This is a genomic window from Occallatibacter gabretensis, from assembly GCF_001449115.1.
In the GTDB taxonomy this organism is placed as follows: Bacteria; Acidobacteriota; Terriglobia; order Terriglobales; family Acidobacteriaceae; genus Telmatobacter; species Telmatobacter gabretensis.
The window spans coordinates 1,998,960-2,021,297 of record NZ_LAIJ01000009.1 but is presented as its reverse complement, the minus strand read 5'-3'; the positions used below and the strand labels follow the sequence as shown (position 1 = coordinate 2,021,297).

The window sequence follows — 22,338 nt, the reverse complement described above, 5'->3', positions numbered from 1 at the left end:
GAATCCCAACACCGGCAGGTAATATGCACAACGTTCCAATAGGCTGTAGCGAAATTACCCTCCGGCGCATTGAACAATAGAAAACTCAATGCGAGCCAGAAAATTGGGACGAACGCTCCAAAAATAAAACCCACAATCACAAACGTCTCAAGGCGTTTCACAAGTCTTTAGTGATCTTCCTTGTTAGGATGATCGCCAGACTGCTTCTCAGCAATCCGCTCCAGCTGATTGCGCCAATCCAGCGACTCGATAAAGCTCTTCGATTCCCGCCAATCCTTCTCCACAATAACGCGCAGCTCCAGATACACCCGTGTTCCCAACAGCGACTCGATCTGCTTGCGCGCTCCCGTGCCGATCTCTTTCAGCTTCGCGCCGCCCTTGCCAATGAGAATCGCCTTCTGCCCGTCGCGCTCACAGTAAATCGCAGCGGCAATCCGCGTCAGCGGCAGTTTCACAGGAGCGCCTTTCTTCTTCGGCGGCGTAACAGGCTCCGGTTCTTCATATTGCTCAATCACAACCGCCGCGGCATACGGAACTTCTTCGCCCGTCTCCACCAGAATCCGCTCGCGAATCAACTCCGCCACCATAAATCGTTGCGGCTGGTCCGTGTACTGGTCCTTCGGAAAGTAGCGCTCGCCTTCAGGCAGCACATTCACAATCTTCCGCAGCAGCAGATCGAGGTTGTCCTGCTTCCGCGCGCTGATCGGAATCACCTCAGCAAAGTTGTGCTGCTTCGTCAGCGCCTCAATCATCGGCAAAAGCTTGTCTTTCGCTACCAGGTCAATCTTCGTCAGGACCAGAAACACCGGGCAATCCAGCTTTTTCACCAAGGAAAACAAAAACTCATTCTCACTCGCCCATGCGCTGTCCCTTGTCCCTTGTCCCTTGTCCTTGTTTTCCTCAGGCTCCAATCCGACTCGCCTGCTCGCATCCATCAGCACCAGAACCAGGTCGCGCGTCTCAAGCGCCTCGTAAACCTCCTGCAGCATGCGCCGATCCAGCTGCGAGCCCGGCTTATGTACTCCCGGCGTATCCACAAAAACAATCTGCGCCGCCGCATGCACCTTCTTCCGCGCAGCCACCTCCACCACGCCCAAAATGCGATTACGCGTGGTCTGCGGTTTAGCGGTCACGATGGCGACCTTTTCGCCGGTCAGCGCATTCAGCAGCGTACTTTTTCCGGCATTCGGCCGGCCCAGAATCGCAACAAATCCAGATCGCAAAGGCTTCTATGCTCCTGCCCGAGTGTACGGCATTCCATCAAAGCCGGCCCGGAAAAGTAGATCGGAACCAGAAGCGCAGACCTCAGCTGGCGCTGTTCTTGCGCACCTGCCATCTACCCCAGCGCTTGTCGAAGAGCAGGTAAAGATACTCAAGGCCCACCATGTAGCCGAGTTTGCTCTCTCCATGCGTGCGATTGCGGAACTGATACGGCACTTCACCGATGCGCAAGTGCGGCCCGGCAGACGAAACGATATCGAGAAGAATTTTGAATCCCACTCCCGACAACCTTTGGGCAATCTTTTCGAAGACCTCAAAGCGGATCATGAAAAATCCGCTCATCGGATCGCTCAACTGGTGCGCAGCGCAGATCCTGCTGAGCAGCCTTCCAAGATGACTCAACCATACGCGGCCCTTCGCAAACTCAGCCATCCCTCCGCCTGCAATATTGCGCGAACCAACCACCAGGTCGAGTTTCTGCTCGCGAAGCTGGTACAGCATCTTCGGCAGCACCAGCTCGTCATGCTGCATATCAGCATCTATTACTACTGCGACAACTGGCGCGCTGGATGCCAGAATGCCCTCTGTGCAGGCCGAAGAAAGTCCGCGGCGTCCGATTCGCTGCAGAACGCGCAAATTTTCACGGCTCAGGGCCAGACGCCGCACAACCGCCGCCGTTTGATCTTGTGAATCGTCGTCTACAACGATCACCTCATAGTGAATGCCCGCCAGCGCTACTTCAAGACGATCGACCAGGCAAGCAATATTTTCGCTTTCATTCAGCGTCGGCACTACGATCGCCAGCTCAAATGCCATATTCGGTCCCTGAAGGCTTGCTCTATCCAGTTAACTAGGTGGAGGCGGCGAAAGCAACTGAACAATCTATAACAATCTTCTCTAGCATTGGGAAATTATCGTATGTCTTACAGGATTAAGCCTGAGTTGCGTCTTGATCCAATGCGGACCCGCTGCCAGCCGGCGGAAACACCCTTACTCGCTCCACCCTCCGATCAGTTGAAGAGATCACCTCGATCCGCAATCCTGCCGACTCCAGCAGAACCACCTCACCAGGCAGCGGAATCCGCCCCTCTATCTCGCTCACAAGGCCGCCCACCGTTGTGGCCTCGTAATCTCCGTCTATCTCCACAGGCGTATTGAACAAATCTCCCAGTTCGCCCGCAGCAAAGCCGCCCGGAACAATCCATGCGCCATCGCGTTCCCGTTGCGGATCCTCCACCGGCGTCTCTTCCTCATGCTCGTCGCGGATGTCGCCAACGATCTGCTCCAGCAGGTCTTCGATCGTCACCAGTCCGGCCACGCCGCCGTATTCGTCAATCACAATCCGCATATGCTGCTTTTCACGCTGCATCTCGCGCAAAAGCTCATACCCGCGTTTGGTCTCTGGCACAAACGCCGCAGGCCGCTGTATTGACTCGACGGTCTGCGTCCGCGCTTCCACATCGGCAATCTGCAGCAGATCATGTGCAAACGCGATGCCCGTAATGTTGTCCAGCGATCCTGCATAGACCGGCACGCGCGAAAAGTTCTTTTCCTTGAGCTGCATCAGAAACTGTTCCAGCGTGAGCGTTGCCGGAACCGCAAAAATCTTTGGCCTTGGCGTCATGATCTCGCGCACAAGCGTGTCGCCAAACTCCACCGCGGAACGCACCAGCTCGCGATCCGTCTCTTCTAAAATTCCCTCTTCCTCGCCTGCTTCCAGGAGCGCCTCGACATCGCCGCTGGATTCATCCTCCAGGCTCACCGGCTCTTCAGACAGGGCCACAAGCGAATAGAAGAACCGCACCAGCACGCTGATCGGCGTCATGCTCCACAGCAGCAGCCGTATCGGCCAGATCGCCCATTTCACCCATTTGCCGCGCGTCCGCTCAAACAGCAGCCACGGAAATACCTGCCCGCAGAAGACCGCTACCAGCACCACCCCCAGCACGGCCTGCACAATCTCCGCCGCTGTTGGCCTGCCCATATGCGAGTCGCGGTCAAATAGAACCGCGCCAAACTCCAGCGCAATCAGCCCCAGTGCCAGCAGTTGCGCCAGCGACGCGCAAAGTTCCGCATGATCGCGGCCCAGCCCTAACTGAGGCTCAACCGTCTCCTCCCACGAGTCAAGATTCTCCTCCACCTCGCGCGACAGAATCTTGCCGTACTCCGCATAGATGCGAACAATGTACGACGCAAGCGCCACTACCAGCGCCAGAATTGCCACCAGCACAATCGCCAGCACACTCATCGTTTCGCTCCAGAAGCAGCGGGAGCCGCAAGCGTTGCTTTTCTCTTCCCTTGTCCCTTGTCCCTTGTCCCTGCCCTCTCAATCAACCCCTGCGGCAGACCCAGCCGCCCGCGCAGCAACCGCTCCCGCCGCGCCATCTCGCCATGGTCCTTCTCGTGGTCGTATCCCGCCAGATGCAATAACCCGTGCAACATCAGCACCTTGATCTCGGTTCCAAGCGCATGCCCTTGGTCGTGCGCCTGCATTCGCGCCGTTTCTACGCTGATCGCCAGATCGCCGGCTACGCCTTCTACCATCTCAAGCGCTGGAAATGACAGCACATCCGTCGCCTTATTTTTTCCGCGAAACTGCCGGTTCAACCGCCGGATCGCAGAATCCGAGGTCAGCAACACAGTCACCTGTCCGCGCAGGCGTACCGCTGCGATAGCCTCGCTCAAGAAGCGGCTCAGCGTCCGCGCCGAAGGCACGCGCTCCGCCCGCGAAGCTGTTGCCGATTGTCGATCGGGTACCGAGTCCGAAGACAGTTCTGTATCGAAGAGGATCATCGCTGACCGGACCGTCCAGTGCGGACGGCCCGGCTCACACTCATTCTACGCATATTAGAAGCTTACTGCGGCTTCCGGACCGCGGGTGGCCGAATCGTCCGGCCCTCCACATCCAGGGCCTCGCCAATCGCAAGTGGAAGCTCCTGCTGTTGCGGCTTGGCTACATCGTAGGCACGCACAATTCGCTGCACCAGCGCGTGCCGCACCACATCGCCATCTTCGAAGTGACAGAAGGCAATCCCTTCCACGCCGTCCAGGACATTAATCGCATCCACCAGCCCGCTTTTGCGCGGGTTCGGCAGGTCGATCTGCGTAATGTCTCCTGTAATCACGGCCTTCGAGCTGTTCCCAAGGCGCGTCAGAAACATCTTCATCTGCTCGATCGTGGTGTTCTGCGCCTCGTCCATGATGATGAAGGCGTCATTCAGCGTGCGCCCGCGCATAAATGCCAGCGGAGCCACCTCAATCACGTTCTTTTCGAGCATCTTATCCACGCGCTCCGGCTCCAGCAGATCGTACAGCGCGTCGTAGAGCGGCCGTAGATACGGGTCTACCTTCTCCTGAAGGCTTCCAGGCAGAAAACCCAGTTTCTCGCCGGCCTCCACCGCCGGCCTCACCAGCACAATCCGGCTCACCTTCTTTGCATTCATTGCCGCCACAGCCATGGCCACGGCAAGGTATGTCTTACCCGTGCCCGCCGGCCCTACGCCAAAGGTCATGTCGTTGGCTTCAATCGCTTCGACATACTTGCGCTGATTGATTGACCTTGGCTGCACCGTCCGCTTCACGCCCGCGGAGCGCTGCTTGCCGCTGTCAGCCAGCGATTTCAACGTCACGGAAGGATCCGCGGTCACCAACCGTAGCATTCCGTTTAGCTCACCATTGTGTGGATGAATCCCCTGCTTTCGCAGCGCCTCAAAATCCTCAAAGATGCCCCGGACTCGCATCACGCTTTCTTCCGGGCCCTGCACCTGCACAGCGTCGGATCGCAGATCGATCCGCACAGCCAGCTTGTCTTCCATCAGCCTCAGGTTTTCATCGCGAGTCCCGAACAGGGGCTCAAGGTTAGGCGTGATTTCCAGTGCAATCTTCAATGGTTTCTGTGGCCTCCGAGGTTGTGAGTCAGCGCGCGGCTTATGCCGCACCACGCCGCAAATCCCTTGCGGGACCTATCGGCAGAGATGGGGAACAGGACCAGCCCAATGCCGAAAGGCGTGGACCGGCATACGGACGACAGAACAATGCAAGATTTTTTCGTGGGATGGAGCGGAAATCGGTCCGCGCAATTCAGACCTGAGCCGATGCTCTTCCTGACTGAAGTGCCGAACCGCGGGTTGGCGTAAGTGACCAAACGTTATCTGCGCTGAGAGTAGCGCCGCCGGAACAATCCGTCAATGCACACTCTAGCTATTTTTTGATGAAAAAGTGACTCCAAAGGTTCCCTCGGCGGCTGTTTACTTCATTGCAAAAATCTCTAAAGTTTTCACTCCCCACCCGCACTCCCCGTGCGCTACACTGCTCGCCATCCAGATAAAGGAACCTTCAAAGGACTTTGTTCATGCGTTCGACTCGTTTTCTGTGTTCTCTCGTTGCCTTGGTTTTCCTTGCCTCCTTCGCCAGCCTTCACGCACAGTTCCAAAAACCTACCGATCAAGAGCTCAAGATGACTGCTGACCCGCAATACCCTGACGCGGCTGCCGTTATCCTCAACATGGAAGAAAAAACGGACGACATCGTCCACTACACCAGCACATACAAGCGCATTAAGATCCTCAAGGATTCTGCCAAGGAGATGGCTACCGTCAGCCTCGGCTACCTTCGCGGAGGCATGGAGGTCGCCGCCATCCAGGGCCGCACGATCCACCCGGACGGCTCTATCACGGACCTCGCCGTTAAACCCGCCGACCTCATGCGTGCCAAGCAGGGCGAAATCGAAATCCACGAGGTGGTCTTCAATCTTCCTTCCGTCGAAACCGGCTCCATCATCGAGTACTATTACCAGCTCCGCTATGCCGCCAAAAGCGGTACCGGCAGCGGGGGGATGTGCTCCAACCCTGTCTGGGAGATCCAGGGAAATTATCCGGTGCGCAAGGCCCATTATTCCTTCGCTCCCTGCCCTGGCGTGCTGGACAGTGCTGCGGGGGTCGGCGGCTTCGGCATTATGGACGAACACGGCCAGATGCTCTACAACCTCTCCTGGTATACGCATCTTCCCGCGGGTAAAACCCTGCAGCCCTCCATCGCCAAACGCTTTGACCTCGATCTTTCCGACATCCCGCCACTGCCGAACGAAGCCTGGATGCCTCCCATCGAGAGCCACAGATATGAGGTCCGTTTTTACTTCACGGCCGGCAATACCGCGGATGTTTACTGGGCGCAGCAGGCCAGATACCTTCTGGGCGATGTGAACCGCTTTGCAGACACATCGAATGCCATTAAGAGCGCAGCAGCCGGCATCGTCTCTCCTTCTGACTCCGATCTCGACAAAGCCAAAAAGCTTTATTCAGCTATTCAGGCGCTCGACAACACTGACTTTTCCCGTGCCAAAGGAAGGGCAGAGCTCAAGGCCCGGGGCTTCCGAGTTGCCAAGCGCGCTGACGACACCTGGAATCAGAAGTCCGGCTCAGGACAGGACATTGCCCTGCTCTATCTCGCACTGCTGCGGGCTGCCGGCCTCAACGCCTATCCCATGAAGGTAGTTGACCGGAGGTACAACACCTTCAACCCCAATTACCTTGAGGCCAATCAGCTCGATTCACTTGTCATCATCCTTGAGGTCGGCGGCAAAGAAGTCGTCCTCGACCCGGCAGAGAAGATGTGCCCCTTCGGCCTGGTCTCCTGGCGGCATTCGGGCGCGGGCGGCATTCGCCAGACCTCATCGGGAGCCGGATCCGGCATTACTCCACTGCTCCCCTACGCAGCGAACACTCTTACCCGCCGCGCTACCCTGACCATCGCGCAGGATGGCTCCGTCACCGGCAAGCTCAACTTCACCTTCATCGGTCAGCAGGCTCTTCATTGGCGCCAGCTCGCCCTCCGGGTGGACGACCCTGCTGTGCATAATGACTTCGACCGCTGGCTCCAGACTCAGGTGCCCGCCGGAACTCAAGCTCACCTTGTCAGCTTCTCGAATCTCGACAACACCGCCGCAGGCCTGACCGCCGAAGCTTCCGTTACCGGCACGCCGGGCTCCGTCGCCGGCAAGCGCATCCTGCTCCCCGCCGCGTTCTTCACCAACGGCGAAACCCGAAATTTCACCTCGGAAGCCAATCGCCAGTTGCCCGTCGACATGGAATACGCCGCGCAGGTCAAGGACGGAGTTCTTTACCACCTGCCGGCCGGCTATACGGTGGAAGCCGCACCTGCCGCAGCCAACATCCCGTGGCCCAACCACGCCGTATATGTCTTTAAGCCCGCGCAGTCCGACAACGGCCTGAACATTGGCACTGCCCTGACGCGCGCCTTCACCATCCTCGATCCCGGCGAGTACGGCCAGCTCCGCGATTTCTATCAGAAGGTGGCCGCCGCCACCCAGCAACAGGTAGTGCTGACTGCAGGAGACGCCGCAAAGGGAAATTGAACTGTAATCACTCAAAGCTAGGCCGCGAGCAGTTGCTTATTCCGGCATCCATCTCCGCCACGCGCCAGTCAGACCCACAAGCAGCAGCAACGTCGTAAGGAACGTAACAACGCCGATAATCGTGAGAACCAGTTTGCCGAACAAATATGCCATGGCAACCGTGCGCAAAACCGCAATCAGAAGCGCCATAGCAGCCAGAACCGCGCCCAACCGCCTTACCGTGGGCATACCCGGCTGCCGCGCTGCTCCAGCCCATCTTGTCCACATCACAAGAAGCACCACCATCCCTGCCACCGAGCTGGCTGTCTGCAGAAAGTTACACATATCCACGCGCCAGCGGAACACCGAAAAGTGGGTCCTAAGGAACGCTATATGGTCGTAGGGCCAGAGGTGCTTGTGCGTAAAAGCGTCCCACACGATATGCGTCGCCGCACCCAGAAGAATCGACACCACAACGATCACCCATTGCATCGCCCCGCGCGCAATCGGCTCGGCCTTCCGTCCCTCCTCCCGGAAGGGAAACAGCCCCGGCCCAACCGCGTATAGACCAGCCTTCAGGTAGCTCTGATACAGCCACAGAACGAGCAGCGACACGGGCAGATCGGCCACCAGAACACCTAGCCAGGTATGCCCGAAGCTGCCCTGCGGGGCAAGCTGAAAAAAATACTCGAAATCCGGCGAAAGACACCCCACCACCATCGCCGGCAAGTTCAGCCGCGTCTTTCGGAATGGAAGCGCTGCGACAGCATGCGCAGGAGTAAACGGCACGGAACCTCTTGGTGAATTGGACTTGAGAAGACGGCCTGTGGTTCTCTCTGAGAATAACTAACTCTCAAAGCACCTCAGACAAACTCTGATCGATCCTGCTCCGTCTCACTCTCCGCGAAGTGCCTCATTTGGATTGACTGAAGCAGCTCTGTGCGCTGGCAACGCAGAAGCCACAAGCGCCAACGCAAAAACCGCAAGCGCTGTCAGAGCCATCACCAGCGGATCGAATGCGCTCACCTGAAACAAAAACGTGCTGAGAATTCGCGAGGCAGCGGCAGCAGCCGCGAGTCCAATCACGCACCCAATCACAGCCAGCTTAAGCCCGGAGAACAGAACCAGACGCACGATATCCGATCGCTGTGAACCCAGCGCCATGCGAATCGCCATCTCCTGCACCCGCGATGCCACTGAAAACGCAATAATGCTGTAAATTCCCAGCACCGCCAGCAGAACCGCAGCCAACGCAAAACTCGAAATGATGATGGTGTTGAAGCGCCGCGGAGCCTCGCTCTGAGCCACTACCTCGTCCATGGTCTGCACCTGCGTCAGCGGCAGTTGTGGATCGATGGACCGCACGACCGTGCGCAGGATATTTTCCATCTGGTCTGCAGGCAGTGCCGAGCGTAAAACAACATATCCGCCATTGCCGTTCAGATCCCCGGGCTGGGCCGTCGTGCCGGCATCCTTTTCAAGCTGCGCCACAGGCTGGTAGAACTGCTCCGACGCATCGGCATCCGGCCTGGTCAGCTTGGCATCGGCCACCTCGCCAACCACAGTCATCCATACAGTCGGTGTCTTCAGTGTGCCAACCCGCATCCGTTTGCCGATTGGGTTTTGATTCGGCCAATAGCGTTGGGCAAATTCGTGGTTCACAATAACCACAAGCTGGTTGTCCGCGTTATCCGAGTCCGTAAAATATCGCCCGCGAGTGAGGCGAATTCCCATTGCCTTGAAGTAATCTCCAATGACCTGTGAGGGCGACGCGGCAATCTGGTCGGGACCGCGCGGGTCCACATAGCCTTCGGCGACGAACGACTCTATGCCATCGCCTGTGGTGGGAAGCGTGCTCGTCAGCCCCACGGCTTCTACGCCTGGTTGTTGCTGCAACTGCTGCAGCAGACGGCTGTTGAAATTATCGATCAGGGCTTGTGTGGGATATTGCTTCTGCGGAAGCGAATAAGCTGCCGTGGTCACATGATTGGGCCGGAATCCCAGGTCCACTTCGCTCATCTTGCTGAAGCTGCGCAGCAGCAAGCCTGAGGCTGCCAGCAACACCAGCGCAATCGCAATTTCCATCACCACCAGCGCAGAACGAAGCCGCGCATGGCTTCCGCTGACGGAGCCGCTGCGCCCGCCTTCTTTCAGAGATTCGTTGACATTGGTGCGAAGGGCAGCAAAGCCGGGCGCCAATCCGCAGAAAAATCCCGTCAGCACGGCAAGCAAAAGCGCAAAACCTACCACGGCCCAGTTGAGCGTGATCGCACTCATCAGTGGCATCGTCTCTGGCAGGTAATTCTTACCGACAGCCAACGCCAGCGCGGCAAGCCCGATACCAAGCAGGCCTCCAACTATGCTCAGAACAAGGCTTTCAAGAATCATCTGCCTCAGAATCGTAGAAGCAGACGCCCCAATAGCCAGGCGCACCGCGATCTCCCGCTGGTTGCGAATCGCCCGCACCAGCAACAGCCCTGCGAGGTTCGCGCAGGCAATCAGCAGCACCACTACGACAGCCAGAAACAATACGCGAAGAAGCGGCTTGGTATCGAGCACCGTTATCTGCTGGAGCGGATAGACGATGGGCGTAAAGCGAAAGTTGGCGAAATCGGGCGGGAAGGTGCGCATGATCTGCGCCGCCACGCGGCCAGCATCGTCCTTTGCCTGAGCGACGGTGATACCGGGCCTGAGACGGCCGACCATACCCATACTCCAGCTGGCAGCGGATTCGGGAGCAAGTTCCTGCGCGGAAAAGCTCATGGGGACCCACAGCTCGGTGCGATTGAGACGACCGGAATTCAGTGGAAACTCGAAGCTGCGCGGCATGACGCCAATGATGAGATATGGCTTGCGATCGAGCAGAATTTTTGTGCCCAGGATGTTTGGGTTTCCGCTGAAACGATCCTTCCATGTGGCATAGCTGAGGACTGCGACTTGTTCCTTCTGCTCGTCCTCCTGTGCGGTAAAGACACGGCCCATCAGCGGTGCAACTCCGAGGGTGGTAAACACCGAAGGTGTCAACCGCGCAGCATTTACCTGCACTGGATTGCCTGTCCCAGCCAGCTCATAGCCCGTGTAACCAAAACCGCCCAAGCTCTCAAAGGAGTGGGTATTCTGGATATAAGTGTTCACTTCGCGTGCTGTGACCGGGCCCGGGTCATGCTGGCCCCAATCAGTTCCGTTCACGTGGTCGCCCAGAGTCACCAGGCGGTCAGATCCAGGAAACGGTAACGGGCGCAGCAGCACACCATCCACAATCGAAAAGATGGCAGTCGTGGCGCCAATGCCAAAGGCCAGCATGAGAACGGCCGTTGCCGTAAAGCCCGGAGATTTAAGCAAACGCCGAAAGATCAGCTTCAAGTCAGACAAGATTGTAGGCATACGGCTCCCCGAGCAAATTGGTTATAGCTGTTATTCCTTTAGAACGTATAGGCGCTGTGAAAGTTCCTTGGGAACCCACCCTTTTCAGCACTGACTTGCGACTCTGGTTTCCTGTTGCCGGATTTTTGACTTTCCAGTAGACTAAGTAATTGCGAGGGATGCGGCATTTCCTGCTTTCTCATCCCGCATCATCTCTTCGACCTGCGGACCCTGAATCAGTAACGGGAGCCTAGGCGATTTTTAAGGATTTCATTTCATGGCAAACCACGTTTCATCGCTCAAGCGCGCCCGTCAGACAGAAAAGAAGACCGCGGTGAACCGCGCCAACCGCAGCCGCGTTCGCTCCAGCCTGCGTGCTCTCCGTGAGGCGCTCGCCAAGGGCGAAGTCAAGGCCGCTGCGGAGCAGTACCGCGCGACAGTTTCCGCGCTCGACAAGAGTGTTCAAAAGGGCGTCTTCCACAAGAACACCGTCTCCCGCTACAAGAGCCGCCTCAACGCGCGTCTCAAGGCTCTGGCCACCGCCAAGGCGTAGCTTTCATGCTCTAAAAACAAAACAGCCGGGCTTGCCCCGGCTGTTTTTGTTTTGTCTGCTTTCTAGACTAATTCTGTGTCTTCGCCATGTCCGGCCCAAGAAACTCTTCCACGCTCACACCTGCCATCAATTCCGTTTCTGATGTGCGGGTATCCGGCAGCTTTCCGGCGGCGGCGGCTTCCGGCTTCAGGTGGTTATCCGTAAGTCCCTGCTTCAACAGGTCAAACGCCTGCTCCGGCGTGTCTACGAACTGAAACAGCTCCAGATCCCCTGGTGAAATCGCCCCCGAGTTCACCAGCGCCTCAATATTCAGCACCCGCTTCCAATACTCCGAGCCGTACACGAGCACCGTGATCTTCTTGGCCAGCTTGTGGGTCTGCGCCAAGGTCAGAATCTCGAACATCTCGTCCAGTGTTCCGAACCCCCCAGGAAAGACCACCAGCGCCTTGGCCAAGTATGCAAACCACAGCTTGCGCATAAAGAAGTAGTGAAACTCAAAGTTCAGAGCCGGCGTGATGTATGGATTTGGAGCCTGCTCAAACGGCAGCCGGATATTCAGCCCGATCGTCTTGCCGCCTGCCTCGTGCGCCCCCCGGTTCGCGGCCTCCATAATTCCCGGTCCGCCGCCTGAGGTCACCACAAACCGGCTCCGGCGCGAGGAAAGCGTCTTAGTCCAGTTTGTCAGCAGAAACGCCAGCCGCCGCGCGTCTTCGTAATACCGAGCCATCTCCACCGCAGCAACCGCCCGTTTGCGTTGCAGATCTGTAGCAGTCCCAGAGGCAATCTCCTGCGGACTCGCAGGCTGCTCCTCGCTCGATGCGGTCTTTGCGGCATAGCTGTTTTCCAGCAGTTCCAGCGCGCCCTCGGCCTCTTCCAGCCCCCGGAACCGCGCTGACCCGAAAAACACCACCGTGTCCTGAATCCGCTCCCGCCGGAAACGCGCCAGCGGCTCGGAATACTCCGCCATGACGCGAATCAACCGGCCGTCCGCACTGTTCAAAAAAGCGGGGTTCTCATACGCCAGCGGCGCCCTTTCGAGCGGAGCCGGTGCGGCCTCAGCGGCAACTTCTGATCCGCGATCCTTGTTTCCTGTTCCCTGGTTCCCTGGTTCCTGCATTTATCCGTCCCTGTGCCGGACTGCATCGCGGAACGCAATCCACAGATTCAGTAATCCCAATCCTGAGATCAAGCCCCGTACCGCTCCATGCGCGGCATACACCGACAGAGAGGGAAACCGCGTAAACAGTGGATTCTGATCCCAGAACAGATGCGACCATGGCACGTACGCCACGGCGATACCGATATACATCCGCAGCAGAACACGCAGAAACAGCTCCGCGCGCTCCAGCCAGTGCGGAATGCGCTGCGGGCCGTGGCCATGATTGGGATTCTGCGGAGTGCCTCCCGCAGCTTTCTGCCGGGCCGGGTCCGCCACGATCGGTCCCATAATCGGAGGAGCCATTGGTTCCGGGGAAATTGTCGTCACTTCAGGCTGCTGAGACATGCGTTCGATGCCCGGCCGCACCGTAAAGCTACGCCCGTACTGAAACACTAACATACGCCCCGCTCCACCACGCTTAATCGTTGCGTCCCCATGCCGCCCGGCGTATGGTGTTCCTGTCCGCCATTTCTCATAGGAGGCATGCGATGAAACCGGCCTTGTTCCTGCCTGTCATACTCCTCTACGCCGCGAGCCTCCACGCCCAGTACACGCCGCCTCACCAGAATGCGAACCAGAGCTTCGGAGTCGCAGGCATGGAAGGATTGGGCACCAGCAGCAATCCAATCGATCAAAAACTCACCGCCGAAGCTCAAAAACTCGCTGCGGCGGAGCTTGAACATGCCGTCAGCCGCTGCCCCATCGCCATGGAAGCTCGCCAGGGTGGCCGCCTGCACATCCTCCGTGCTCAGAAGGATGAGAAAACGTCCTCGCAGCCCTTCATGAGCCCCAGCCTCACACTGCACAATCCACAGGATCAGCGCATCGTTTCAGCATCCGTCACCGCTCTTGGCTCAGGTCCAAATAAGGGAACGACTCTTCTTCAGGCACGTGAACGAAAACACGACGACGATGACTCCCCTGGCGAATTTCTCTACCGTGTTCCGAATCCAGATTCATCTCCACGTCCGCTCCTGACTCGTACACTGACCGTCCAATTTGCTTCCGGCGATAACAACACAGTCTCAGGCGATCTTTATCTCCCGGGCTTCGTTCTCCTCGACTCCATCACGCTGAATGCCGTCACCTTCGCTGACGGCTCGACGCAATCCTTCGCCTCCAACTCCGGCTGCCGAGCCACGCCCAGCCCGCTCATGCTTGTCGGCATGGCGAAGTAGCTCTGCACTAGCGCCAATCAACAGATCCGTATACCGCGTAGTCGCTTCCTACCTCCGTTTACATCTAAGCCGCCCGCCATTTAATCTGCGACCCTATGGTAAATCTGGTTCGCCTCGCTCCTCTGACTGTTCTCGCCGCTGCCACGCTTCTCACTGCTCAGTCTGATCCCCTCGCGCCTACGCGCGAAACCAAGTCCGCTGCGGAAATTGACCGCGAATGGCAGCAGTCCGTTGCCAAGTACGATGCGACCCGAGCCAAGGTTCTCGCGGAAACCGACCGGATTGCCGACCAAGGTCCCTATCGCGCCGACTGGGAAACCATGATCGGCAAATACCAGCAGCCGCAATGGTACAAAGACGCCAAATTCGGCATCTTCATCCACTGGGGCGTTTACTCGGTTCCTGCGGCGGAGAACGAGTGGTATCCGCGCAACATGTACTACCCCAAAGAGGGTGCCTACAAAAATTATCGCGACCACTTTGCCAACGGTGACGAATCCAAGGGTTATAAGGACCTCATCCCGCTTTTCAAAGCGGAAAAGTTTGACGCCAACCAGTGGGCTGAGCTCTTCAAGCAATCCGGCGCGCAGTACGTCATCCCCGTCGCTGAACACCATGACGGCTTTGCCATGTATGACTCCGCGCTTTCTGATTGGACCGTCGTCAAGATGGGTCCCAAGCGCGACACGCTCGGCGAGCTCTCCAAAGCCATCCGTGCGCAGGGCCTGCACTTTGGCTTGAGCTATCATCGCGCTGAGCACGACTGGTTCCTCGACGGCGGCCGCGCCATCCGCTCGGACGTTAACGATCCGAAATATGCTTCGCTTTACGGACCAGCACACCATCGCATTGATGGCGGCGACTCCGACTTTATGCAGCAGGACTTCACCTATGTCTCGCCTGAGTTTGCCCGCGACTGGCTTGCCCGCGCCTCTGAGCTTGTCCAGAAGTACCACCCTGAGGTCTTCTACTTCGACTGGTGGGCAGGCCAGCCTGGCTACCGCCGCGAGATGACCACATTTGCCGCCTTCTATTACAACTACGCTGCCGCTAATCACTTCGGCGCGGCCATTGACATCAAGATCGACGACCTGCCGTGGAAGGCGGGGACACGCGACTTTGAGCGCGGTGCGCAGGACAAGATTCAGCCAGCGCATTGGCAGACTGACACCTCCATCTCAAATGCAAGCTGGGGTTACGTGGAGCACGATACATACAAAACCTCGGAACAAATCATTCATCAGCTCGTTGATATCGTGAGCAAAAACGGCAACCTGCTCCTCAACATCGGCCCCAGGGCAGACGGCACCATTCCTGACGAGGCGCGCGAACGCCTGCAGGCTATTGGCGCATGGCTCAAGGTCAATGGCGATGCTATTTACTCCACTACGCCGTGGGTCACCTTCGGCGAAGGCCCGACGCAGATCAAGGCCGGCACCTTCACCGATACCGACACACGCCCCTACACGTCGCAGGACTTCCGCTTCACGGCCAAGGGCGGCGCGGTCTATGCCATTGGCATGGCTTGCCCGAAAGATGGCAAGGCTGTAATTCATTCGCTTGGTTGGGCGCATGAGGCTGCTGGCTTTCCGGTCGGCGGCGTGGAATTGATTGGCTCCAGCGATAAGGTGAAGTGGACGCAGGGTGCGGATGCGCTCACGGTCACGCTGCCCTCTGGTGCTAGCTGCCAGTATGCCTATACGCTTAAGCTCACGCCTGCAAAATGATGGCAAAGTGACGCGGCGTTCGATACCTTCATTGCATGAGCCCCCATAAGTTCTGGTTGTTCTGGTTCAGTAAACAGGGCTGGATGGCTTTATGGGTCGCACTGCGCCGCTCACGCCGCGACCCGCGAGCCCGCCTAAACCTATTGCGGCTCCTGTTATTTCTGGCCTACCTGATTGCCATAGTGGTCTTTTACAGCAATCTATTCCTCGGCCTGTCCCTTGACTTCGGCAGGATCGGCAATCTGATCGTATGGGGCATAATCCCATTCTTCCTTCTCATTTTCATCCTTGTCGGCATTCTTCAACGCAGGCTCGAAAGACGCGCGCAAGACCGCGACAATCCTGCCGTTCCCGCCACAACAAAGCTCGCCATCTACCGCGAGGCCTGCCTCCTGGCTATTTTGCTCGAACGTCTCAGTAGTGAAATTGGCATGGAAAAGGAGTTACCGGAAGACATCGAAGTCATTACGCGCCGCGTACTTCTCGACCGGCTGGCTGAGCTCAACCTTCGCGACAACCTCGAACCAGAGTTGCGCGACATTCTTCTCGCGCCCGATGGCCACTGGCCTCAAGAGCTGAAGCAGCGAGCCTTTCAATCCTGGGAGTGCTTTACTGTTCTGCGATGGGTTCTCGGGCTTGGCGCGCTTACGCCGCTTACCGAGCAGCCAAATTACAAACTGGCAGACATAAATGTGCTCTTCGCCATCAAGCAGCTGGAAAAGCTGAGCGTTCTGCCCGCTTGGGATGTTCGTCCGCTCGCAACAACACCATGCTCTTTTTCAATCGCTGCTGGTCCGAACTTATCGCTCGCGGCGCCATTGGGGATGTCACGGAAGAAGCTGTTCAACATGCCATTGAAGCACGCGAGACAATTCAGTCCGAAGGGTACAATGCCGATTTTCTTGTTGGTGTGCGCACCGTACCTGAATTGCAGGATCAGCTGTTGTGGCAGATCACAGTGCGCACCTATCACCGAATGCAAATGCTTGCTCTTCTAGTGGACGTCACGAGCGGTGATAAACCGACAAGCGAGATTCGCACCTTGTTCGCCGGCTTCTTTACCCTGCCAATAAAAGAAGAAATGTCCGAGACTCCAGCGGCTGAATCTAGCAACTAGCTCAACCTTTCGAAAATTCCTGCTGCGCCCATGCCGCCGCCTGCGCACATTGTGACCATGCCGTAGCGGGCGTTGCGGCGCTGCATTTCGCCTAGCAACGTCGCCGTCAGCTTTGCGCCGGTGCAGCCGAGCGGGTGGCCGAGGGCGATTGCGCCGCCGTTTACGTTGACCTTTGATGGGTCGATGCCGAGTTCTCGGATCACGGCTAGGGATTGCGATGCGAAGGCTTCGTTGAGTTCGATGAGTTCGATCTGGTCGAGGGTTAGGCCGGCAAGTTTGAGGACTTTGGGAATGGCAAAAATCGGGCCTACGCCCATCTCTTCCGGCAGGCAGCCGGCGGCAGCGTAGGCTACCAGGCGGGCGAGTGGCTTGAGGCCGAGTTCTTTTGCGCGGCTGGCTTCGATGAGGATTGTGGCTGCGGCTCCGTCTGAGGTCTGTGAGGAGTTCCCTGCTGTGACCGACCCCTTGGCGTGGAAGACCGGCTTGAGTTTGGCCAGGGCTTCGGCGGATGTGTCGGCGCGTGGGCCTTCGTCGGCGGTGAAATCTGTCTCCGTAACGACTGGCTTGCCTGCTTTTGTGCCGGGAATGGCTGTGGTGATTTTTACTGTTACTAGCTCGTTGGCGAATCGGCCTGCGGACTGTGCGGCCAGTGCCTTCTGGTGGCTTGCGAGGGCGAAGGCGTCCTGGTCTTCGCGGCTGATGTTGTAATGCTTTGCTACGCGCTCGGCGGTGAGGCCCATAGTGAGCAGGCTGGCGGGGTAATTTTCGGCGAGCCAGGGGTTCGGGCTGGGCTTGAGGCCGCCCATTGGAATGAGGCTCATCGATTCGGCTCCGCCGGCGATGACTACTTTTTCTGAGCCCGACCGAATGCGCATGTCGGCCTGGGCAATGGCTTCGAGGCCGGAGGCGCAGAGGCGGTTTACGGTCACTCCGGAGACCTCGACCGGCAGGCCGGCGCGGAGGGCGGCAAAACGCGCCATGTTGAAGCCGGCTTCGCCTTCAGGCTGGGCGCAGCCGAGGATCACGTCGCCGACTTCAGATTTGTCGAGCGCGGGAACCTTGTCCAAAGCTCCGGTGATGGCAATAGAGGCGAGATCATCCGGGCGGGTGGTGGCGAGTGTGCCTTTGGGGGCGCGGCCAACGGGAGTGCGAACGGCGCTGACGATTACGGCTTCGAGCATGGGGACTCCGTAGATCAGAGATCAGGGGTCAGAGATCAGATAAAGACCACCTGGCTGCTGCGACATTGATAGATGGGCAGCCATGCAGGCGTCAAATTTCGGTTCCAGGGTGATTGTTGCGAGTTATCCTGTGCAGCACAGATTTCTAAGTTATTTATTTTTCTGCCGGTTATAGGCGGCAGCACACTTCCTATAAAAATCTTTATGCGATCTTCATTTCAGGACTGTGCAACTGCTCAAGGGCAACATGGGATCATTTGCACCGATTCTGGTGCAGGGGGGATGGGGGAGGGGTACCGTACCGTCCCTGAACCAGACGGCCCGAATCCGTATGGATTCGGGCCGTTTTCTTCCTGCTGAGTATGAGTGTTTCACAAACGGGGTTAATTCTACGCAAGGGTTTTCCACAGATTTGAGAAATATTTTTCGGGACTGAATCAGGGCAGCGGCAGCCTGGTCCATGCGCCGCCTGAGAAGTAGCGGTAGACGGTCGGTCCATCCACGTAGGACTCGGAGATGGAATCGTGGTCGGGGCGCGGCGGCCGAGGCGTGAGGCTTAACTGGGCTTCATGGACGCGGGCCGGTGAGGCTGCGTCGATGGCGAGGCCGAAGCCGAGTTCCCTCTGATTGGGGAGCGGGCGGAGAAAACTTTGCTCGGGTGCGCTCTCGACAATAGCTGGTGCAGCCGGATCACTTGAAAAAAATACGAACAGGGAGACGCCGCCATCCTTCTCCGTGCAGAGTACGGCCCAGTCCGAGGAGCCGGGGTGCTCGAAGCTGCCGTGAATGACGTTTTCCGGGTGGTGCGCTTCTGCGGATTGTGGGATGAGGCAGCCGCGGCGGGTAAGGGTGTCCGCGGTGGGGGCGGGGAGATCGGGAAATGAGCTGATGGGGAGGTGGTGGATGGTGTAAGGCAGGTCTGTGCCGTTGAGGGGGTGGTGTCCGGTGGTGACGAGATTGGACGGCAGGGGTTGCTGAGCGGAACTGAGGGCCGCAGCGAAGATGGCGATCAAGAATCCGCGTCGTACAAGCATCAGGGAAACTTTATGCGGGATGGGGTGGAAAGGCAACTGCCTTTGAGCCGCTTTTGTCTCCGGGCATAAAGGCCCGATTTTTCGCGATTGTTATTCCGGGGCCTGAAGGCCCCGGCTCCCTCCGATAAAAGCAGAAGTAGGTCCTTCCCTCTGACTGAAGAACGGCTACGGTCAGGATGATGGTCGTTGGTGGGAGAGCGGACGGGAGTGCTATCCCACCCATGCGCGAAAAAGATGCGCCTAGACTGAACCAATTTCTTTACAATCGACGCCGAACTAGCGAGAACTTAAATGGCACTGCGAACCTTCTACCGGATTGTGTTTATTCGTACCCCTTCCTTAATTGGAATTATGCTGGCCTTCTGCATCGTCGCTGTTCTGTGCGGCTTCGACACCTCCAATGCGATCGAAACGTGGCCGCTGGCCGTCTGGATTCTTCCTTGTCTGATTGGCTCGTTCTTCGCGATTGGCATTACTGTGGCTTGGCTCGGAATGATTTTGGATTGCGCATTTACAAGTAATCTGCCGATTTGGTCGAAGGGGTTGTGGCTAGTTCTCTTGGTCTTCACAAGCATCATCGGAGCACTGATTTATTACTTTTGCGTGTATAAGAACCGGCCTATACAAAGTGTGCTTGCGGAAGCTATTCCGCCAATGCAAGCGTGAGGGTCGTTGGTGGGGAGCAGACGGGAGTGCTATCCCACCCTACCCACGATCGCAGGTTTGCTTTTGTGGTATTCCAGGTCCCAGCGACAGGGACCTGGGGCACCCGAATGTTGGGGTGGAACGAGCGAAGAGCTACCGCAGATCCCTCACTTCGCCTGAAGAAAACGGCTCCGTTCGGGATGACAAGTCTTTGTGGGAGAGCGGCGGCCAGGGGTCAGGATGACAAACCATTTCTTAATTTCGCAATGGCTTGCCGGTTTTGAGGGTGTGGGCGATGCGTTCCTGGGTTTTGCGTTCGCCGGAGAGGGAGAGGAAGGCTTCGAGCTCGAGGTCGAGGAGGTATTGCTCGGAGATTAGGGCGCCGGCGGTGATGCGGCCTCCGGAGAGGATGTAGGCGGCCCACTTTGCGACCTTCTGGTCGTGCTCGGAGGCAAAGCCGGCTTCGCCCATGAGATAGATGCCGGTTTCAAGCGTGGCCAGGGCGGCGAGACCGGGAGCGGGAATCTGGGTGCGCGGGATTGGAGCCGCATAGCCGGATTCGGCGAGGGCCTGGGCCTGGGCTTTGGCGTCGAGGAGCAGGCGGTCGCGGTTGAGGGTGATGCGGTCTGAGGGGGCCATCAGGCCTAGCGAGCGGGCGTCGAAGGCGGAGGTGGAGACCTTGGCCATGGCGATGGTTTCGAGAGAGCGCTTGAGGGCGGTGAGCAGCTCGGCGGATTGGGCGAAGCGGGAAGGTGGGTCTTTGGGGTCGGGTGGCGCCAGGGCGGCAGCTGCGTCGATGGAGCGCAGTAGGAGTTCCTTGGTACCTCCGCCGGCGGGGATGACGCCGACACCAGCTTCGACGAGGCCGATGTAGGTTTCGGCGTGGGGCTGACGGCGGGCGGCGTGGAGATTGATTTCGGCTCCGCCGCCGAGGGTCATTCCGAACGGAGCTGTCACGACGGGGCGGGGGCAGAACTTGATGGAGGAGGTCATGCGCTGGAAGGCGGCGATGGCTCCGCGGACCTCGTCCCACTCGCCTTCCTGCGCGGCGAGGAGCAGCTGCATGAGATTTGCGCCGACGGAGAAGTGTTCGCGGTCACCGGAGATGACGAAGCCGGAGAAGTCGCGGACGGCTTCCGAATCTGGCTTGAGGACGGAGGCAATGAAGCTGGTGACGTCTGTGCCGAGGGCGTTTTTGAGGGTGTGGAGCTCGATGCAGGCGATGCCGTCGCCGAGATCAACGAGCGAGCAGCCGGAGTTGGAGCGGATGACCTTGTGACTGCGGCGGAAGTCGGCGACGCGGGCGTGGCCGGGCTGGGCGGGGATGGTTTCCCAGTGGTTGGAGACGGGATTGAAGCATTGTGGGCCGTCTGAGGCGTACCAGGATGTGTTTTTGGATTGCAGGAGTTCTTCGGCGGCGGGAGGGACGGGGAGATTTAACTCCTTCAGGCGGGCGACGGTTTCTTTGACGCCTGCTGCGTCCCACATCTGGAAGGGGCCGAGCTCCCAGTTGAAGCCGGCGCGCATGGCGGCATCGATGGATGGGGCGTCGTTGGCGGCTTCGCCGATGAGCGAGGCCGAGAGGTTCCAGAGATTGGCTAAAAGCGGCCAGAGGAAGCGGGCGGCTTTGTCTTTTGTTGGGTCGGCAGCCAGGAGAAGGCGCAGCTTTTCGGCGGTGTTGGGGGCGCTCTTGGCCATGTCGAGCGCGGGGATGGCGGCTTTGGCGAGAGGGCGGTATTCGAGGGTTTTGAGATCGAGTGCTGAGCGTTCTTCGAAACCATCGGCGGCGCGGGATTTTTTGTAAAAGCCTTGACCTGACTTGTCGCCTAGCCAGCCGCGTTTAACGACTTCCTGAAGGATGGGCGTGAAGGGGCTTTGCGTTGCGCCCTGCGGGAAGTTGGCTGCTACGTGAGCGAGGATGTCGATACCGACCATATCGGCGAGGCGGAAGGTTCCGGTGCGCGGCCAGCCGATGGCGGGGCCGGTCAGGGCGTCTACTTCTTCGATGGTGAGGCCCTGCTCCAGCATGAGCGCGGCGGCGGTGGAGATGACGGAGACGCCGATGCGGTTGGCGATAAAGTTTGGGGTGTCATTGGCGAAGACGGTTTCTTTGCCGAGGTGGAGGTCAGCAAAGGCGGCGAAGGATGCTGCGAGGGCGGGATCGGTCTGCGGGGTGGGGATGATTTCAAGCAGACGCATGTAGCGGGGCGGATTGAAGAAGTGCGTGCCGAAGAATTTTTTCTTTGCTTCGGATGGGAGTATTTCGGCGATCTGGCTTATTGGTAAACCCGAAGTGTTGGTGGTGAGGATGGCGTGCGGGGCGAGGTGCGGGACGACGCGTTGAAGGAGTGCGTGCTTGATGGCGAGATTTTCCGCGACGGCTTCGATGATCCAGTCGCACTGGGTGAGTTTTGGCAGGTCTTCTTCGAAGTTGCCGGGGGTGATGCGGGAGGCGAAGGAAGAATCGTAGAAGGCGGCTGGTTTGGATTTGGCGAGGGCTTCTAGGGCTTTGATTGCCAGCTCAGATTTGGATTTTGCGCCTTCAGGGACGATGTCGAGGAGCAGGACTGGGATGCCGGCGTTGGCGAGATGAGCGGCGATGCGGGAACCCATGGTTCCGGCGCCGAGGACTGCGGCGCGGCGGATGAGGAGGGGCTGGGTGCTGATGGACTCGGCAAGTGGGTTGGTGACGGCGGGGATGGTGGCGCTCATGCGTGCTCCTGACTCAGAGTGGGCGCGCGGAATTCATACGCGCCGGCTCGACTGCGAGGATACGGAGGCGCGGCGAAGGCGGTCAAGGATGGGCTG

Annotated in this window: 19 protein-coding genes; 6 read left to right on the top strand and 13 right to left on the bottom strand. The window is 58.4% G+C overall.

Annotated elements, in window-relative coordinates; all coding sequences use genetic code 11:
• Positions 1 to 167 precede the first annotated feature (167 nt).
• The 5 genes from era to VO84_RS14740 form a co-directional block, all read right to left on the bottom strand.
• Positions 168 to 1,223, bottom strand: coding sequence for a GTPase Era (gene era / locus VO84_RS14760; protein ID WP_058188343.1), 1,056 nt, complete (start codon positions 1,221 to 1,223; stop codon positions 168 to 170).
• An 82-nt stretch (positions 1,224 to 1,305) separates the two neighbouring features.
• Positions 1,306 to 2,037 carry a polyprenol monophosphomannose synthase gene (locus tag VO84_RS14755; protein WP_058188342.1) on the bottom strand — a complete coding sequence of 244 codons (732 nt, stop codon included), beginning with the start codon at positions 2,035 to 2,037 and terminating at the stop codon, positions 1,306 to 1,308.
• Between the two features lie 115 nt (positions 2,038 to 2,152).
• Positions 2,153 to 3,469, bottom strand: coding sequence for a hemolysin family protein (locus tag VO84_RS14750; protein ID WP_058188341.1), 1,317 nt, complete (start codon positions 3,467 to 3,469; stop codon positions 2,153 to 2,155).
• Positions 3,466 to 4,014, bottom strand: coding sequence for an rRNA maturation RNase YbeY (ybeY, locus tag VO84_RS14745; protein ID WP_082661996.1), 549 nt, complete (start codon positions 4,012 to 4,014; stop codon positions 3,466 to 3,468). The genes VO84_RS14750 and ybeY overlap by 4 nt, the downstream gene beginning before the upstream one ends.
• Before the next feature lie 62 nt (positions 4,015 to 4,076).
• Positions 4,077 to 5,108 carry a PhoH family protein gene (locus VO84_RS14740; protein WP_058188340.1) on the bottom strand — a complete coding sequence of 344 codons (1,032 nt, stop codon included), beginning with the start codon at positions 5,106 to 5,108 and terminating at the stop codon, positions 4,077 to 4,079.
• 569 nt (positions 5,109 to 5,677) lie between these two features.
• Between VO84_RS14740 and VO84_RS14735 the strand changes: the two genes are divergently transcribed.
• On the top strand, positions 5,678 to 7,594 hold the full coding sequence (locus VO84_RS14735) for a DUF3857 domain-containing protein (protein WP_197414036.1): 1,917 nt from the start codon (positions 5,678 to 5,680) through the stop codon (positions 7,592 to 7,594).
• Positions 7,595 to 7,630: 36 nt separating this feature from the next.
• Here the strand turns inward: VO84_RS14735 and VO84_RS14730 are convergent, their stop codons facing one another.
• Positions 7,631 to 8,362, bottom strand: coding sequence for a DUF4184 family protein (locus tag VO84_RS14730; protein WP_082661995.1), 732 nt, complete (start codon positions 8,360 to 8,362; stop codon positions 7,631 to 7,633).
• A gap of 105 nt (positions 8,363 to 8,467) precedes the next feature.
• Positions 8,468 to 10,957 carry an ABC transporter permease gene (locus VO84_RS14725; RefSeq protein WP_058188337.1) on the bottom strand — a complete coding sequence of 830 codons (2,490 nt, stop codon included), beginning with the start codon at positions 10,955 to 10,957 and terminating at the stop codon, positions 8,468 to 8,470.
• A gap of 256 nt (positions 10,958 to 11,213) precedes the next feature.
• Between VO84_RS14725 and rpsT the strand changes: the two genes are divergently transcribed.
• Positions 11,214 to 11,489, top strand: coding sequence for a 30S ribosomal protein S20 (gene rpsT / locus VO84_RS14720; RefSeq protein ID WP_058188336.1), 276 nt, complete (start codon positions 11,214 to 11,216; stop codon positions 11,487 to 11,489).
• 67 nt (positions 11,490 to 11,556) lie between these two features.
• Here the strand turns inward: rpsT and VO84_RS14715 are convergent, their stop codons facing one another.
• Together VO84_RS14715 and VO84_RS14710 are read right to left on the bottom strand one after the other, a co-directional pair.
• Complete coding sequence (locus VO84_RS14715) at positions 11,557 to 12,606, bottom strand: LOG family protein (protein WP_082661994.1); 1,050 nt, start codon at positions 12,604 to 12,606, stop codon at positions 11,557 to 11,559.
• Positions 12,607 to 13,047, bottom strand: a complete 441-nt coding sequence (locus VO84_RS14710) for a hypothetical protein (RefSeq protein ID WP_058188335.1) — start codon at positions 13,045 to 13,047, stop codon at positions 12,607 to 12,609.
• A gap of 89 nt (positions 13,048 to 13,136) precedes the next feature.
• On the opposite strand from VO84_RS14710, the gene VO84_RS14705 reads away from it, so the two are divergent.
• Complete coding sequence (locus tag VO84_RS14705; RefSeq protein ID WP_058188334.1) at positions 13,137 to 13,826, top strand: hypothetical protein; 690 nt, start codon at positions 13,137 to 13,139, stop codon at positions 13,824 to 13,826.
• Positions 13,827 to 13,921: 95 nt separating this feature from the next.
• Positions 13,922 to 15,553, top strand: coding sequence for an alpha-L-fucosidase (locus VO84_RS14700; RefSeq protein WP_157439899.1), 1,632 nt, complete (start codon positions 13,922 to 13,924; stop codon positions 15,551 to 15,553).
• Between the two features lie 200 nt (positions 15,554 to 15,753).
• On the opposite strand, the gene VO84_RS23185 is transcribed toward VO84_RS14700, so the two are convergent.
• A complete protein-coding gene (locus VO84_RS23185; protein ID WP_269431414.1) occupies positions 15,754 to 15,882 on the bottom strand; it encodes a hypothetical protein in 129 nt (42 codons plus the stop codon).
• Positions 15,883 to 16,175: 293 nt separating this feature from the next.
• Between VO84_RS23185 and VO84_RS14695 the strand changes: the two genes are divergently transcribed.
• Positions 16,176 to 16,670: a hypothetical protein gene (locus tag VO84_RS14695; protein WP_197414035.1), complete on the top strand. Its 495-nt coding sequence runs from the start codon at positions 16,176 to 16,178 to the stop codon at positions 16,668 to 16,670.
• On the opposite strand, the gene VO84_RS14690 is transcribed toward VO84_RS14695, so the two are convergent.
• Positions 16,667 to 17,851 (bottom strand): acetyl-CoA C-acyltransferase, encoded by a 1,185-nt coding sequence (locus VO84_RS14690; RefSeq protein ID WP_058188332.1) that lies wholly within the window; start codon positions 17,849 to 17,851, stop codon positions 16,667 to 16,669. The genes VO84_RS14695 and VO84_RS14690 overlap by 4 nt on opposite strands.
• 437 nt (positions 17,852 to 18,288) lie before the next feature.
• Complete coding sequence (locus VO84_RS14685) at positions 18,289 to 18,885, bottom strand: hypothetical protein (protein ID WP_058188331.1); 597 nt, start codon at positions 18,883 to 18,885, stop codon at positions 18,289 to 18,291.
• 291 nt (positions 18,886 to 19,176) lie between these two features.
• On the opposite strand from VO84_RS14685, the gene VO84_RS22880 reads away from it, so the two are divergent.
• On the top strand, positions 19,177 to 19,551 hold the full coding sequence (locus VO84_RS22880) for a hypothetical protein (RefSeq protein ID WP_058188330.1): 375 nt from the start codon (positions 19,177 to 19,179) through the stop codon (positions 19,549 to 19,551).
• Between the two features lie 234 nt (positions 19,552 to 19,785).
• Here VO84_RS22880 and VO84_RS14675 read toward each other — a convergent pair whose 3' ends face one another.
• Complete coding sequence (locus tag VO84_RS14675; RefSeq protein ID WP_058188329.1) at positions 19,786 to 22,242, bottom strand: 3-hydroxyacyl-CoA dehydrogenase/enoyl-CoA hydratase family protein; 2,457 nt, start codon at positions 22,240 to 22,242, stop codon at positions 19,786 to 19,788.
• Between the last annotated feature and the right edge of the window lie 96 nt (positions 22,243 to 22,338).

Coding starts and splice junctions, on each gene's coding strand:
- VO84_RS14755 (WP_058188342.1), bottom strand. CDS start 2,037: ATGGCATTTGAGCTGGCGATCGTAGTGCCGACGCTGAATGAAAGCGAA.
- VO84_RS14750 (WP_058188341.1), bottom strand. CDS start 3,469: ATGAGTGTGCTGGCGATTGTGCTGGTGGCAATTCTGGCGCTGGTAGTG.
- ybeY (WP_082661996.1), bottom strand. CDS start 4,014: ATGATCCTCTTCGATACAGAACTGTCTTCGGACTCGGTACCCGATCGA.
- VO84_RS14735 (WP_197414036.1), top strand. CDS start 5,678: ATGACTGCTGACCCGCAATACCCTGACGCGGCTGCCGTTATCCTCAAC.
- VO84_RS14725 (WP_058188337.1), bottom strand. CDS start 10,957: ATGCCTACAATCTTGTCTGACTTGAAGCTGATCTTTCGGCGTTTGCTT.
- rpsT (WP_058188336.1), top strand. CDS start 11,214: ATGGCAAACCACGTTTCATCGCTCAAGCGCGCCCGTCAGACAGAAAAG.
- VO84_RS14715 (WP_082661994.1), bottom strand. CDS start 12,606: ATGCAGGAACCAGGGAACCAGGGAACAGGAAACAAGGATCGCGGATCA.
- VO84_RS14710 (WP_058188335.1), bottom strand. CDS start 13,047: ATGTTAGTGTTTCAGTACGGGCGTAGCTTTACGGTGCGGCCGGGCATC.
- VO84_RS14705 (WP_058188334.1), top strand. CDS start 13,137: ATGAAACCGGCCTTGTTCCTGCCTGTCATACTCCTCTACGCCGCGAGC.
- VO84_RS14700 (WP_157439899.1), top strand. CDS start 13,922: ATGGTAAATCTGGTTCGCCTCGCTCCTCTGACTGTTCTCGCCGCTGCC.
- VO84_RS14695 (WP_197414035.1), top strand. CDS start 16,176: ATGGGTTCTCGGGCTTGGCGCGCTTACGCCGCTTACCGAGCAGCCAAA.
- VO84_RS14690 (WP_058188332.1), bottom strand. CDS start 17,851: ATGCTCGAAGCCGTAATCGTCAGCGCCGTTCGCACTCCCGTTGGCCGC.
- VO84_RS14685 (WP_058188331.1), bottom strand. CDS start 18,885: ATGCTTGTACGACGCGGATTCTTGATCGCCATCTTCGCTGCGGCCCTC.
- VO84_RS22880 (WP_058188330.1), top strand. CDS start 19,177: ATGGCACTGCGAACCTTCTACCGGATTGTGTTTATTCGTACCCCTTCC.
- VO84_RS14675 (WP_058188329.1), bottom strand. CDS start 22,242: ATGAGCGCCACCATCCCCGCCGTCACCAACCCACTTGCCGAGTCCATC.